Raw genomic sequence first — 12197 nt, forward strand, 5'->3', positions numbered from 1 at the left:
CATATGAAAATGCAGATCAATCATCGTTGGCTGAACAAAGCCGCAGCAGTTGCAGCAACAGCGCTTGTCGTCATGGCGGCATCCATGGCACCTGCCGCAGCGCAGGAGAAGGTCACCGTGTTTGCCGCCGCGAGCATGAAGAACGCGCTGGATGCCGCCAACAAGGCCTGGACCAGCGAAACCGCCAAGGAAACGACCGTTTCCTATGCCGCCAGCGGCGCGCTTGCCAAGCAGATCGAAGCCGGTGCACCGGCGGACGTTTTCATTTCGGCCGACCTGGACTGGATGAAATACGTTTCCGAAAAGAAGCTGGTGAAAGAGGACACGAAATCGAACTGGCTGGGCAACAGCATCGTTCTGGTCGCTCCGAAGGAAAGCGCAAAACCGGTCGACATCAAGGCAGGTTTTGATCTTGCAGCCCTTCTGAAAGGCGGCAAGCTCGCCATGGGCGAACCGAAGTCGGTTCCGGCCGGAAAATATGCCAAGACCGCGCTTGAAAATCTCGGCAGCTGGGCTGGCGTGGAAAAGGACATCGCCTTTGCCGAAAGTGTACGCGCGGCTTTGGCACTCGTGTCCCGTGGTGAGGCTCCCTACGGCATCGTTTACGCCACGGATGCTGCCGCTGATCCGGGCGTTGCGGTCGTCGGAACCTTTCCTGCAGACAGCCATCCGGCGATCATCTACCCGATCGCACTTCTTTCCGAGTCCAAGTCGACAGATGCGGCTGCCTATCTCGACTATCTGAAATCCGCCAAGGCAGCTCCCTTCTTCGAGAAGGAAGGCTTTACGGTTCTGAAATAGGATTTTCGGAGAGCATCCGCTTTCCATCTTTCAGCACGTGCGCCATCCGTGGTGTGCGTGCTGTAGTTTTTTGATCTGCCCGTCGTCATTGCGGAGACGGGCCTGGCGACGCTGTTCCCTGGTAGCGAAAGCGTTTCCAGCGAAAATGTGCGAAGCGGTTTCACTGGAATTGCGTAAAACAGGGAGCTGGGCCATGTCGTCGTTTCGATGACGACATGAAATGATCGAGGCGGTTTTGATGCGGAGTGTATTTTGGACTGGCTGATACTGAGCGACGAGGAATGGACGGCGATCCGGCTCAGCCTGTGGGTCTCGGGCGTTGCCATGGTGGTCAGCCTGCCTTTCGGGATCGTCACGGCCTATCTGCTTGCGCGGGGGCGTTTCTGGGGCAAGTCTGTCCTGAACGGCATCGTCCATCTGCCGCTCATCCTACCGCCGGTCGTGACTGGGTTCATCCTGCTCGTGCTTTTCGGCCGTCGCGGCGTGATTGGGGCTTTTCTCAACGAATATCTCGGTATCGTCCTTTCGTTTAGATGGACTGGCGCAGCACTTGCCTGCGGTGTGATGGGCTTTCCGCTGATGGTCCGCTCCATCCGTCTGTCGATCGAGGGGGTCGACCGCAAGCTCGAGGAGGCTGCCGGCACGCTCGGTGCAAGCCCGGCCTGGGTGTTCATGACGGTTACCCTGCCACTGATCCTGCCGGGCATCATTGCCGGCATGATCCTGTGCTTTGCCAAGGCAATGGGAGAGTTCGGCGCAACGATCACCTTCGTCTCCAACATTCCAGGCGAAACGCAGACGCTTTCGGCTGCCATCTACACGTTCACCCAGGTCCCCGGCGGTGATCTCGGCGCGATGCGGCTGACGCTGGTGGCGATCGCCATATCCTTCATCGCCCTGATCGCTTCGGAACTGTTGGCCCATCTCGTTGGCAAGAGAGTGAGCGCGGAATGACCCTTCTTGTCGATGCACGGCAGAAACTTGGCGCGTTTTCACTCGATGCGGGCTTCAGTTCCGACGGTGGCGTGACGGCGCTGTTCGGCCGCTCGGGATCCGGCAAGACCTCGATGATCCGGATTATCGCCGGGCTGGCAAAACCGGACCATGGACGTCTGGTGATCAATGACACCGTACTGGTTGATACGGAAAAGCGCATCTTCGTGCCCATGCACAGGCGCCGTTTCGGTTATGTTTTCCAGGAAGGACGGCTTTTCCCGCATCTGTCGGTCCGACAGAACCTGTCTTATGGCCGATGGTTCGCGCCGAAGAACGAGGCGCTGGCGGATTTTGACCGGATCATCGACATGCTCGGCATCGGCACGCTTCTGGAACGGCGCCCGGCCGGGCTTTCCGGTGGGGAGAAGCAGAGAGTGGCGATTGGTCGTGCGCTGCTTTCCGCCCCGCGCCTGCTGCTGATGGATGAGCCGCTCGCTGCGCTGGACGAGGCGCGCAAAGCGGAAATCCTGCCCTATCTCCAGCGGCTGCGCGACGAGACGGCAACCCCGATCGTTTATGTCAGCCATTCTGTCGCCGAGGTCGTCCAGCTTGCCGACACGGTGGTGATGATGAAGGATGGCCGGGTCGAGGCCAGCGGTACGCCATCCGAAATCATGGCCCTGCCATCGGCCGACCGACGTGAGGCCGGTGCCGTACTCGCCGGCACGGTGCGCAGCGTCGACGCTGCGCATAATCTCGCAACGATCGCTCTTTCCACCGCCGAAATCATCCTGCCGAATGCGAAAGTAGCCGAAGGGCAGGCCGTTCGTATCCATATTCCCGAACGGGACGTGATGGTTGCGACCATCCGCCCGCAAGGCCTCAGCGCGCTCAATATCATCGAAGGTACGGTAGCCGCCATCGAGCCGGATGTGGATGGCATGATACGTATCCGCATTCGATCCGGTGACGATCTCGTGTTTTCCCGTATCACGGCGCTGTCGCATGAGCGCCTCGCACTTTCCCTTGGAATGCCCGTCTTCGCGGTGATCAAGACGGTTGCCTTGGAGCGGTAAAAAACGTTACCCCCCTTCTTTGAAGGATTGACCGGGTGCGTACGACGATCAATCTATAGGTGAATTACTGCTTCGGTTCGGGAGGTCGGCGCGTACTCATGGGAGCCGAAGGCAGAAAGAAAAACCGCGTCACGCTGCTCGATGTGGCACGTCACGCCGGCGTATCGCGCGCGACGGCCTCGCTGGTCATTCGCAAGAGCCCGCTGGTTGGCGCCGAGACCCGTGCCCGGGTCGAGGCATCCATGCAAGAGCTGGGTTACGTCTACAATATGGGGGCGGCCCGGCTGAGAGCGGACCGCAGCCTGACGATCGGCGTGGTGATTCCCAATCTCACAAATCCGTTCTTCATCGAGCTGCTGGCCGGGATCGAGACGGTGATCGATGCTGCGGGCATGGTGGTAATGCTGGTCAACAGCGGTGACGTGCTTCCCCGCCAGGATGTGTTGCTGACCCGGATGCGCGAACATGGCGTTGATGGCATCATCCTCTGCCCCGCCGCCGGTACCGATCCCGCTCTGGTCTCCCAGATGACGGAATGGAACATGCCGCTGGTTCAGGTCCTGCGGCATGTGTCCGACGAGTGCGATTATGCCGGCGTCGATTATGCGCTTGGAATGCGCCAGGCGGTCGACCATCTTGCCGATCTCGGGCATCGCGATATCGCCTTTGCCGTCCACGGGCCTGTCCATTCGGCCTATCAGGAGCGGGTGGACGGGTTCCGGCATGCGATGGAGGCTCATGGCCTTGCGGCCGACAAAATCATGCGGGTTCCGCACCAGATGTCCGGCATTGCCGGCTCCGCCGAACTGTTTTCGTCGGGGGCCGGAAAATCGAGTGCCGTCGTCTGTTTCAACGATGTCGTGGCGCTCGGCCTGTCCGCCGGACTTTACGATCTCGGCGTTCGTATCGGTCGGGATTTTTCGTTGATCGGCTTTGACGATGTCGCCGATGCGGAGGCGATGCGGCCCCGCCTGACCTCGGTCGCGACATTTCCCGAGGCAATCGGGGAGGGGGCGGCCGTGCTTCTTCTCGATCGTCTTTCAGATCCAGACCTTGCACCTCGCAAATTTGTGAAGGCCGCGCAGCTGCATATTCGCCAATCCTGCGCCGCGCGTGTGGAAAGCGGCCCAATTTAACGCTTTGATGGGTTGACGTTGTCAGACAACCGAATTAGATCGATCTAAATCGTCGCATGGAGGTGCGACCTAAGGCTCGGAGGAGCTCCTTGTACAATTTCAATTTTGAACCTGTGTTTGCAGGATTCGACAAGCTTCTGATCGGTGCCTGGGTCACGGTCCAGCTGTCCTGCGCGGCGATGATCATTGGGTTGATACTGTCGATCCTTTGCGCGGCCGGCAAGACATCGAGGATTGCGCCACTGCGCTGGCTGATCGACGCCTATGTCGAAATCATCCGCAACACGCCGTTCCTGGTGCAGATCTTCTTCATCTTCTTCGGCCTGCCGGCGCTCGGCCTGCGACTGACGCCGAATAGCGCCGCGCTCGTTGCGCTTGTGGTCAATTTTGGTGCCTACGGCACGGAAATCATCCGTGCGGGCATCGAATCCATCCAGAAGGGGCAGGTAGAAGCGGGCACGGCACTCGGTCTCTCCAAGCTGCAGATTTTCCGCTACATCATCATGAAGCCGGCGCTGAGAACTGTCTATCCGGCGCTCACCAGCCAGTTCGTCTATCTGATGCTGACGTCGAGCGTGGTTTCGGCGATTTCCGCCGACGATCTCGCCGCAGCCGGCAATGACCTGCAGTCGGCGACATTCGCCAGCTTCGAGGTCTATATCGTCATTACGGCGATGTACCTCGTCATGTCGATCTGCTTCTCCGCCATCTTCTCGCTGATCGAGAAGACCGCATTCCGATATCCGTTGAGCCGATAGGGGGACACTATGCTGATCAGACCTTTCGGCTGGAACGAATTCTGGATCATCGTCATGGCGGCGCAATGGACGATCGCGCTGTCGGCGATCGCCTTTGCCGGAGGCGGTATCGGAGGCCTGTTCATCGCCCTCGTTCGCGTCTCCGATGCAAAATGGCCGCGGCTGATCGCCACCGGGTTCATTCGTATCTTTCAGGGAACACCGCTCCTTATGCAGCTTTTCCTGGTGTTCTTCGGCATGAACATCATGGGGTTTGCCATCAATCCATGGGTCGCTGCTGCGGTGGCGCTGACGCTGCATGCAAGTGCCTTTCTCGGTGAAATCTGGCGCGGCTGCATCGAGGCCATTCCGCCCGGCCAGCGCGAGGCGGCAACCGCTCTTGGTCTGCGTTATTTCAGCCGGATGCGGTATGTGATCCTGCCGCAGGCGACCCGTATTGCGGTCGCACCGACCGTCGGCTTTCTCGTTCAGCTGATTAAGGGCACGTCGCTTGCGGCCATCATCGGCTTTACCGAACTGACGCGCCAGGGCCAGATCATCAACAATGCGACATTCAGCCCGTTCATGGTGTTCGGCACCGTGGCTGCAATCTATTTCGTCCTCTGCTGGCCCCTGTCACTTCTGGCACGCCGCATGGAGGTCAGGTTTTCGCGGTCAACAACACGTTGACCGATCCTAGGCCGGCGGGAGGATGCCGGTAGAGAAGAAAGGGTAGGAGCATGACTATTTCCAGACGCATGGCGATGGCTGGTATCGGTGCCGCATTGGTGATCGGTGCAACCGCGCAGTTCGCATCCGCACAGACCGTCGAAAGCATCAAGTCGGCCGGCACGATCAAGGTCGGCATGATGGTGGACTTCCCGCCATTCGGCATCATGAACACGTCGAACGAACCAGACGGCTATGACAGCGATGTCGCAAAGCTGCTCGGCAAGGAATGGGGCGTCAAGGTTGTGATCGTTCCGGTTACCGGTCCGAATCGCATCCCATATCTGCAGAGTAACCAGGTCGATCTGCTTGTCGCCTCGCTCGGTATCACCGAAGAGCGCGCCAAGAACGTCGATTTCTCCGAACCCTATGCCGGTATCTCGGTCGGCGTCTTCGGCCCGACCTCCACGCAGGTCTCCAAGCCCGAGGACCTTTCCGGCAAGACGATTGGTGTTGCCCGTGCATCGACACAGGATACGGCCGTCACCAAGATCGCGCCGAAGGATGCCAAGATCCAGCGTTTCGATGACGATGCCAGCGCCGTGCAGGCCCTGCTTTCCGGCCAGGTCGATCTGATCGGCGTCTCCAACGTCGTTGCCGCCCAGATCGAGCAGGCCGCACCCGGTCGTTTCGGCCAGAAGATCCAGCTCAGCCAGCAGGTTCAGGGTATCGCCGTCCGCAAGGGTTCGACCGAGCTGCTGACAGCCGTTAACGCCTTTGTCACCAAGGTGAAGACCGACGGTGAACTCAACAAGATCCACGAGAAGTGGCTGGGTTCGCCGCTCCCGGACTTTGTCACGGCAGCCAAGAAGTAAACAGAGAAACAACAAGCCAGGCCTTAAAGGAGTTCCTCGCATGACCGAGGCAAAAGCGAACGCAGTTGCGGCGGCGGTGCACGGGACTTCCGATGTGGCCGTCAGCATGGAAGGCGTCAACAAGTGGTATGGCGCCTTCCACGCGCTCAAGGAGGTTGACCTTTCGGTCAATCGTGGTGAGCGGATCGTCATCTGCGGGCCATCCGGCTCCGGCAAGTCGACACTGATCCGCTGCATCAACCAGCTCGAAGTCATCCAGAAGGGCCGCATCGTGGTCGACGGTCACGATCTGACGGCCGGCGGCAAGAATGTCGATCTGGTCCGTCAGGAAACCGGGATGGTTTTCCAGAGCTTCAACCTGTTTCCGCATATGACCGTGCTTGAAAACTGCACGCTCGCGCCGATGAAGGTCCGTGGCATATCGAAAGCCGACGCCGAGAAAACGGCGCGCCGTTTCCTTGAGCGCGTGCGCATTCCCGAACAGGCGGATAAATATCCTGCCCAGCTTTCGGGTGGCCAGCAGCAGCGTGTTGCCATCGCCCGGGCGCTCTGCATGAACCCGAAGATCATGCTGTTCGACGAGCCAACCTCGGCGCTTGACCCGGAAATGGTCAAGGAGGTTCTCGACACGATGATCGATCTTGCGAAGGAAGGCATGACCATGCTGTGCGTGACCCATGAAATGGGGTTTGCGCGTCAGGTCGCCGACCGGGTCATCTTCATGGATCGTGGCGAAATCCTCGAAATGGGGCCGCCGCAGACGTTCTTCGAAAATCCGCAGAATGAGCGGCTGAAGAATTTCCTCGGCCAGATCGCCTGATCAGAACTGCACGGGAATACGATAATGAAGCCTGACCTCCTGCTTCTCGAGCCGATGATGAAGCCGATCGAGGAGAAGCTCGACGCACTTTATACCGTTCACCGCGCCTATGATGCGAGCCAGGTACAGGCGGTGGAAGAGGCGTTGCCGCGCATTCGGGCGGCTGCGACCGGTGGCGGCAGTGGCATCTCCAATGAATGGATCGCGAAGCTCCCGAACCTCGGTGTGATCGCTGTAAACGGCGTCGGCACCGACAGGATCGATCTCAAATTTGCCCGCGAACGCAATATCGATGTTGCCACGACGCTTGGCGTGCTGACGGATGACGTCGCCGATATCGGCATCGCGCTGATGCTGGCGGCTCTAAGACACATTGCGGCCGGCGACGCCTATCTTCGCGGCGGCAAATGGACGAAGGGCGAGTTTCCGCTCGGCGTCAGCCCGAAGGGCAAGCGGGTCGGTATTCTCGGTCTTGGCCAGATCGGCAAGGCTTTCGGCCGCAGGGCGGAAGCCTTCGGCATGGAGGTCCGCTACTGGAACCGTTCGCCGGTCAAGGACACGAATTGGAAGGCTTGCGCCACGCCGATTGAGCTTGCGGAAGACAGCGACATCCTCTGTGTGGTGATCTCGGCAAATGCCGAAACGCACAACATCATCGATGCCGGCATGCTCAAGGCGCTCGGCCCGAAAGGGTATCTCATCAATATCGCCCGCGGCACGGTGGTGGACGAGGACGCGCTTCTCGATGCGCTGAACAAGGGCACGATCGCGGGCGCGGGTCTCGACGTCTTCGTCAATGAGCCGAATATCAGGCCGGAATTCTTCACGGCGCCGAACACGGTGCTGATGCCGCATCAGGGAAGCGCCACGCTGGAAACCCGCCTCGGCATGGGAGAGATGGTCCTCAAAAATCTCGCGGCCCATTTTGCCGGCGAAAAACCACCCACGACAGTCAACTGAGTGCAACACGCCATGATTATCAGACAGGCCTTTTTCGAAGGCGCAATCCAGGCCGGCAAGGAAGATGCCTTCAAGGCCTATGTCGCAGAAAAACTGATGCCAATGTGGCTGGCTTTCCCCGGCATCCGGGAAGTGAAGGTCCTCTACAATATCGAGCGCGACCAAGGCGCTCCGTCCTATCCGATGGTTCTCTGGACGGCCTACGACAGTCGCGAAACGCTGGCCGCAGCGCTGGAATCGCCGGTTCGTTACGAAAGTCGCGAGATGACCAAAGGGTTGATGGAGATGTTTGACGGCCGTATCCATCATCACGTCTTCGATCTTGCTCTCGGGCAGGAATAAGACAGGGCTGGCGCTGGCCTGCACAGGTCAGCACTTCGCCGCCCCCGGCGGCCTAATTCGCGCCCCTTGGATCGCTCGCGCCGATAACCACGTCGGCTTCGATCCGGATTGCGCCCGCAAGACCGGCAAGCGGGCTGAGCGCTGCTATCGGGCTCACCTCATGCCCTGAACTTCGCAGGTCTTCCACTCCCTGCATGGGTTCCAGCTTCAGGCTGTCGCGACTGTCGGAAAATGTCCGGCCAAGCAGGAAACGTGGTGCGTGAAGCGCTTCTTCCGGCGCACGACCATGGTCGATCATATGACGCAGGAGCACGCAGGTCGTTTGCGGCTGGCCATCGGCACCCTGTGTGCCATAAAGGAGATACGGTTTTCCATTCCGGGTAGCGATGCCCGGCGTCAGCGTGTGAAACGGCCGTCGACCGGGTTTTATCCGGTTCGGCCCTTCGCCCAGGCGAAAGCTTGCGCCGCGATTGTGCCAGATAATTCCCGTCCGTGGCAGGCAGCAACCGCTGCCCCAGTCGTAATAGGTGCTTTGAAGCGCCGAAATGCAGCGACCTTTCTTGTCGCGTGCGGCAAAATAGACGGTGTCGGCCTTTTCAAATACATGCGGCCATGCGCGCGCCTTGTTTCTGTCGATGGAGGCTGCCCGCGCGTCCAGATGCGACGGTGCCAGCAGCGACTGCGCATAGGCGCGGGCGTCTTCTGCGTCATCGATGCCGCCGCGATCGAGAAATGCCGCTTTTACCGCCTCGACCATCAGGTGGTAGTCCTGCGCACTGCCTTGCTGCGGCGCCGGCCCGAGCCGGTCGAGAATGCCCATGATCGCGAGCGCTGCGGCACCCTGTGTCGGCGGCGGCGGGGCATGCAGCAGGACATCTCGATAGGCGATACGCAACGGATCTGACTGCTCGGCCCGGGTGGTGGCGAGATCTTCGGCTTTGGCGTCCACGCCGACACTCCTGAGATCAGCCAGAATCCGATCCGCAAGCCCGCCGTCATAGAAACTGCTCAATCCGCTATCGGATAACTCGGCCAAGCTGTCCGCCAACTCCGGCTTGACCATGCGCTGGCCTTCCGTCGCCGTCACATAACGCTCGAAACCGAGCCAGTCACCGATCTCGCCGGCGCGAAACTGCGTCCAGAAGGCCTGCGAGGCGCCGACCGAGAAGCCGTCGCGCGCAGCCGCAATGGCCGGCGCGAGCAGCGGCGAGATACTGCAGCCTGGTGCCTGCAATGCAAGTGCCGCCTCCCAGGTCCGCACCGCTGCAGCGGTCGTCAGGATGGATTGCGGGCCGCGGGTGGCAATATTCGAAATCCTGTCCGTAAAGGCAAAGGCATGACCTATCCCGTTGATGGCAGTCACAGTGCCATCCGCATCCGCCGCCAGCCAAACCGCATCTCCGCCGATGCCGCAGAAATGCGGCATGACGACACTCAGCAAGGCGCCGATCGCGACGGCGGCCTCGGCCGCAGAGGCACCCGCCTCAAGCAGTTCGTTGCCGATCGCCGTTGCCGCGGGGTGAGGGGAGATAGCCAGATAATCGGTCATGTCACATCGTCATGCGAAGGGGAGGGACAGGAGCCCACAGTCTTATTATGCCGGCCTTGATCGCGCCAACCACAGCCGCGTTGCTGCGCACCGCATCTTCCGCCGTTTCTGCCGCGACAAGGATGAAATCGGCGATTTCGCCGGCTAAAAGCGCCGGTGCCTTGAGGCCGATGATCTTTTCTGGATCGATCGTGACCATCTCGTAAGCCGCGCGCATGTCACCATCGGTCGCCAGCTGGTCGAGATTGGCATAGAGGCCGGCCATGCGCAGCAGCGATGCATCGCCGAAGGGGGTGAACGGGTTCTGGATGTTGTTCGTCGCCAGCGCGACGGTGACGCCGAGATCCCTGATCTGTTTTGCCGGAGCGATGCCGCGAGGACGCAGCGGATTGTCTCTGTTCCCGTTGAGGAAGGCGTCGGTTGCCGGCAAGACGACCAGAGCCACTCCCGCCTCGGCCATGTCGCGTGCAATCTGTTCCCGCTGATGTGGATCGAAGGCCGAAAATTTTGTCGCGTGGCCGACCGTTACGCGCCCCTGCCAACCATAGGCCAGCGTTTGCCGGACGATCTCCGGCAAGATGGAATTGGCAGCGTCGAGATTGAAATCTGCATGAAAATCGACATCGACATCATGTTTGCGGGCAAGATCGAAAACCAGGCCGACATGCATAACCGGATCCGGATCAGTATAGGGGCAGCCCCCCACAAGGTCCGCGCCCATTTCCAGTGCTTGGTCGAGAAGCAGGATTGTTTCCGGCTCGTTGGTAAGTCCTTCCTGAGCGAAGGCACAGAGCTGCAGATCGATGAGCGGCGCCCATCGCCGCCGAAGACGCAGCAGGCCTTCGAGGCTGCGAAGCCCTGCCCGGGGATCGACTTCGACGAAGCTTCGCATGCGTTGGGTGCCGGCTCTCACCGCCATTTCGAGAACCTTGGCCCCGCGCGCTTCGACATCTTCGGCGGTGAAGCCGCGTTTTGCCTCTGCCGTCAATCGCACGGCTTCGCCAAGCGTGCCCTCGCAAAGCGGGCAGCGACCGAGGATCATCGCCTTGTCGAGATGCACGTGCGCATCGGTGAAACCCGCCATCAGCAGCGCACCCGCTCCGTCCAGCCGCTCGATCGTATCAGTGTCGCTCGCCACGCCGATCGCCAGGATACGGCCGCCTGCGACATGAACCGATTGCCCCTGGCGTCCATCCCCTAGGCGGACGTTGTCGATGATGAATTCGCTGTCGCCTTTGGTTTGCATAGGTTGCCACCTGTCACGTTGTTCGGGGAATCGCACCGAAGGAATAGACCAGCAATCGGAGGCGTTTGCGAGCATGCGTGCGGCACGGCGGCAAATGGATGAACGCTAAACGACATTGATCAAAGCCTGACTGCCGTCTTGTATCAAAGGCCTGCCCGCAGCCGAAATGCAGCATCGTCTTGGTGTCGGTTACCACAAACTCGTTTTCAGCCGTTTGTCTTGATTTCCAGGGCCGGGTCTCACCATTTGCCGAGAATTTCGTCGACTTTCCTGGCACGCTCGGGCAAGTTTTCGTAAGCCACCATATCGGGCTCGACAAATGCCTGTAGGCCAAGTGCCGCGAGTATCTGTCTGCCCTCGCTTGTTTCGTGCGCCTGCCAGAGCACCGAGCGAAACGCATCCACCGTTTCTTTCGCCAGATGTCGTGCCGATATTAGCAGAGGGAACGGGGCAGGGGCGGAGGTTGCGATGACGCGCAGGCTGGCCAACATCTGTGGCTCGTGCAGTTCGAGAAGCTGGTAGGCATAGGCATCGATTGCGCCGGCATCCACCTTGCCGCTCGCGACCGCCTCGATCATGCCGACGGGATTGATGAATGGTCCTGTCGTTTCCGGTAGCGGTCCGACCATATTCTTTGTCGCAAGGAATTCGCGCGGCGCATTATAACCCGATTGCGAATCCCGCACCGTCCATCCCCATCTGGCGGAGGAAAGACCGTCCAGCAAGAGGCCGGAGTTTCGGGCGGTCACGATCCGGCTGGCATAGAGCGGCCGGCCGCGGCTCCAGTCGGCAGTCGAAACCGGTGCCGCCAGAGGCTGGGGGCGATGTGCCGGCGCCATCATGGCGAACGGGTAACCGCAGATGAACGCCGCGCCCAGATCCGGCCTTTCCCACAATTCCGAGAGCGGCGCGGGTGCCGCATGTGCGATGATCGTCAGCGGGATGCCGCATTCGCGCCCAACCCAATCGAAGAGTGTGTCCCAGAGGCTGCGGATCTTCGGGCTCAGATTGTACATTCTCGAGCAGGCCACCGGTTGTGGCGGAGAAGCG

General features: G+C 60.3%; 13 protein-coding genes. 10 read left to right on the forward strand and 3 right to left on the reverse strand.

The genetic code is table 11. The features are described 5' to 3' along the window. The first annotated feature begins 9 nt into the window (after positions 1–9). From modA to AC2GXZ_RS17725, 10 genes are all read left to right on the forward strand, one after another. The gene (modA, locus tag AC2GXZ_RS17680) at positions 10–801 is read left to right on the forward strand and encodes a molybdate ABC transporter substrate-binding protein (RefSeq protein WP_483760500.1); all 792 of its coding nucleotides are present in this window, start codon (positions 10–12) and stop codon (positions 799–801) included. A 252-nt stretch (positions 802–1053) separates the two neighbouring features. Next, the gene (modB, locus tag AC2GXZ_RS17685) at positions 1054–1755 is read left to right on the forward strand and encodes a molybdate ABC transporter permease subunit (protein WP_483760501.1); all 702 of its coding nucleotides are present in this window, start codon (positions 1054–1056) and stop codon (positions 1753–1755) included. Further along, positions 1752–2813 carry a molybdenum ABC transporter ATP-binding protein gene (gene modC, locus AC2GXZ_RS17690; protein WP_483760502.1) on the forward strand — a complete coding sequence of 354 codons (1062 nt, stop codon included), beginning with the start codon at positions 1752–1754 and terminating at the stop codon, positions 2811–2813. The genes modB and modC overlap by 4 nt, the downstream gene beginning before the upstream one ends. Before the next feature lie 98 nt (positions 2814–2911). Beyond that, positions 2912–3949: a LacI family DNA-binding transcriptional regulator gene (locus AC2GXZ_RS17695; RefSeq protein ID WP_483760503.1), complete on the forward strand. Its 1038-nt coding sequence runs from the start codon at positions 2912–2914 to the stop codon at positions 3947–3949. A gap of 89 nt (positions 3950–4038) precedes the next feature. Continuing rightward, positions 4039–4707 carry an amino acid ABC transporter permease gene (locus tag AC2GXZ_RS17700; RefSeq protein ID WP_483760504.1) on the forward strand — a complete coding sequence of 223 codons (669 nt, stop codon included), beginning with the start codon at positions 4039–4041 and terminating at the stop codon, positions 4705–4707. 12 nt (positions 4708–4719) lie between these two features. Next, entirely contained in the window at positions 4720–5376 is a 657-nt protein-coding gene (locus AC2GXZ_RS17705; protein ID WP_483760856.1) for an amino acid ABC transporter permease, read from the forward strand. Positions 5377–5426: 50 nt separating this feature from the next. Further along, positions 5427–6230 carry a transporter substrate-binding domain-containing protein gene (locus AC2GXZ_RS17710; protein WP_483760505.1) on the forward strand — a complete coding sequence of 268 codons (804 nt, stop codon included), beginning with the start codon at positions 5427–5429 and terminating at the stop codon, positions 6228–6230. A 40-nt stretch (positions 6231–6270) separates the two neighbouring features. After that, positions 6271–7050 carry an amino acid ABC transporter ATP-binding protein gene (locus AC2GXZ_RS17715; RefSeq protein ID WP_483760506.1) on the forward strand — a complete coding sequence of 260 codons (780 nt, stop codon included), beginning with the start codon at positions 6271–6273 and terminating at the stop codon, positions 7048–7050. Between the two features lie 54 nt (positions 7051–7104). Next, complete coding sequence (locus tag AC2GXZ_RS17720; protein WP_483760857.1) at positions 7105–8010, forward strand: 2-hydroxyacid dehydrogenase; 906 nt, start codon at positions 7105–7107, stop codon at positions 8008–8010. A 12-nt stretch (positions 8011–8022) separates the two neighbouring features. Continuing rightward, the gene (locus tag AC2GXZ_RS17725; RefSeq protein ID WP_483760507.1) at positions 8023–8352 is read left to right on the forward strand and encodes a hypothetical protein; all 330 of its coding nucleotides are present in this window, start codon (positions 8023–8025) and stop codon (positions 8350–8352) included. A gap of 52 nt (positions 8353–8404) precedes the next feature. On the opposite strand, the gene AC2GXZ_RS17730 is transcribed toward AC2GXZ_RS17725, so the two are convergent. The 3 genes from AC2GXZ_RS17730 to AC2GXZ_RS17740 form a co-directional block, all read right to left on the reverse strand. Further along, positions 8405–9901, reverse strand: a complete 1497-nt coding sequence (locus tag AC2GXZ_RS17730; RefSeq protein ID WP_483760508.1) for a gamma-glutamyltransferase family protein — start codon at positions 9899–9901, stop codon at positions 8405–8407. Position 9902: 1 nt separating this feature from the next. Further along, a complete protein-coding gene (locus tag AC2GXZ_RS17735) occupies positions 9903–11147 on the reverse strand; it encodes an amidohydrolase family protein (protein WP_483760509.1) in 1245 nt (414 codons plus the stop codon). 239 nt (positions 11148–11386) lie between these two features. Further along, a complete protein-coding gene (locus tag AC2GXZ_RS17740; protein WP_483760510.1) occupies positions 11387–12163 on the reverse strand; it encodes a phosphate/phosphite/phosphonate ABC transporter substrate-binding protein in 777 nt (258 codons plus the stop codon). Positions 12164–12197: the final 34 nt, after the last annotated feature.

The sequence above is a fragment of the Aliirhizobium sp. YIM B11859 genome, from assembly GCF_057163345.1.

What these genes read in the sequence shown, in the direction of transcription:
- AC2GXZ_RS17740 (WP_483760510.1), bottom strand. Translation starts at nt 12,163, where the DNA reads ATGTACAATCTGAGCCCGAAGATCCGCAGCCTCTGGGACACACTCTTC.
- AC2GXZ_RS17735 (WP_483760509.1), bottom strand. Translation starts at nt 11,147, where the DNA reads ATGCAAACCAAAGGCGACAGCGAATTCATCATCGACAACGTCCGCCTA.
- modC (WP_483760502.1), top strand. Translation starts at nt 1,752, where the DNA reads ATGACCCTTCTTGTCGATGCACGGCAGAAACTTGGCGCGTTTTCACTC.
- AC2GXZ_RS17695 (WP_483760503.1), top strand. Translation starts at nt 2,912, where the DNA reads ATGGGAGCCGAAGGCAGAAAGAAAAACCGCGTCACGCTGCTCGATGTG.
- AC2GXZ_RS17720 (WP_483760857.1), top strand. Translation starts at nt 7,105, where the DNA reads ATGATGAAGCCGATCGAGGAGAAGCTCGACGCACTTTATACCGTTCAC.
- modA (WP_483760500.1), top strand. Translation starts at nt 10, where the DNA reads ATGCAGATCAATCATCGTTGGCTGAACAAAGCCGCAGCAGTTGCAGCA.
- AC2GXZ_RS17715 (WP_483760506.1), top strand. Translation starts at nt 6,271, where the DNA reads ATGACCGAGGCAAAAGCGAACGCAGTTGCGGCGGCGGTGCACGGGACT.
- AC2GXZ_RS17710 (WP_483760505.1), top strand. Translation starts at nt 5,427, where the DNA reads ATGACTATTTCCAGACGCATGGCGATGGCTGGTATCGGTGCCGCATTG.
- AC2GXZ_RS17725 (WP_483760507.1), top strand. Translation starts at nt 8,023, where the DNA reads ATGATTATCAGACAGGCCTTTTTCGAAGGCGCAATCCAGGCCGGCAAG.
- AC2GXZ_RS17730 (WP_483760508.1), bottom strand. Translation starts at nt 9,901, where the DNA reads ATGACCGATTATCTGGCTATCTCCCCTCACCCCGCGGCAACGGCGATC.